This is a genomic window from Paraburkholderia sp. BR14320 (assembly GCF_040948665.1).
Taxonomy (GTDB): Bacteria; Pseudomonadota; Gammaproteobacteria; order Burkholderiales; family Burkholderiaceae; genus Paraburkholderia; species Paraburkholderia youngii.
This window is the reverse complement of record NZ_JBFPKG010000185.1, coordinates 1-1,305: the sequence shown is the minus strand read 5'-3', so window position 1 is coordinate 1,305 and position 1,305 is coordinate 1. Positions and strand designations below refer to the sequence as shown.

Below are 1,305 nucleotides of genomic sequence, written 5' to 3'. Positions count from 1 at the left end.
GGTTCTTCGTAGAAAAGCGTGGAGCGATTTTTGCCAATTGCGTAATCTGATGCCTGAATTGAGGGGACATCAGGGGGAGAATTGCTCGATCGCAAGGCACTGCAGGCGCTGGGGTGCTGGAAGGGCTACCGGCTGGAACGCGTAGAGTGGCCGCAGGGGGACAACCACACGCTTTCGCTTTATCTGAAACCGGTGAGCAGGGTCATGCATTGCGAGCAATGCGGAGCGCGTTGTTCGCAGATTCATGAGACGGCGGTTCGCCGGGTGCGCGACCTGCCACTGTTCGAGTATCGGGTGGTGCTGCACGTGCCCCGCCGCCGGGTCTGGTGCGAACACTGCGGTGGCCCGCGCCTGGAGAAGCTGGAGTGGCTGGGCCGCTACCAGCGGGTGACTGAGCGCTTCGCCAAGGCGTGCGAGAAGCTGCTGCAGGCGGCCAGCGTACAGGCGGTGGCGGCCTTCTACGATCTGGGCTGGCACACGGTCAAATCGATCGACAAGTTGCGCCTGCGCGCACGCGTGGCCGAACCGGACTGGTCGACGATCCGCTATCTGGCGATGGATGAGTTCGCGCTCCATAAAGGTCATCGGTACGCCACGGTGGTGGTCGATCCGATCGGCCGACAGGTGCTGTGGATAGGAGCGGGACGCTCCCGCGAGACAGCCAGGGCCTTCTTTGAGCAGCTACCGGAAGGCGTCGCCGAACGCATCGAGGCCGTCGCAATCGACATGACCACGGCCTATGAACTGGAGATCAACGCACATTGCCCGCAGGCCGAGATTGTCTACGACCTGTTCCACGTCGTGGCCAAATACGGGCGCGAAGTCATCGATCGCGTGCGCGTCGATCAGGCCAACCAGCTTCGCCATGACAGGCCAGCGCGCAAGGTCCTGAAGTCCAGCCGCTGGCTGCTGTTGCGTAACCGCCGCAACCTGAAACCTGAGCAGTCGGTGCATCTGAAGGAACTGCTGGCTGCCAACCAATCGCTGTTGTGTGTCTATGTGCTACGTGACGAACTCAAACGGCTCTGGTTCTATCGCAAGCCTGCCTGGGCGCAGAAGGCCTGGGAGCAATGGTGCGAGCAGGCAAGCCAGAGCGGTATCGCCGCCCTGCAACTGTTTGCGCAGCGCCTGCAAGGCTACTGGCATGGAATCCTGGCGCGCTGCCACCACCCACTGAACACCAGCATCGTTGAAGGGATCAACAACACGATCAAGGTCATCAAGCGCAGAGCTTACGGGTACCGCGACGAGGAGTACTTCTTCCTCAAAATCCGCGCCGCGTTCCCCGGAAATCCTCGATGAACC

General features: G+C 61.5%; 1 protein-coding gene. It reads left to right on the top strand.

Annotated elements, in window-relative coordinates; translation table 11 throughout:
- Positions 1-81 precede the first annotated feature (81 nt).
- Entirely contained in the window at positions 82-1,302 is a 1,221-nt protein-coding gene (locus tag AB3X89_RS39710) for an ISL3 family transposase (RefSeq protein ID WP_368587993.1), read from the top strand.
- The last annotated feature ends 3 nt before the right edge of the window (positions 1,303-1,305 follow it).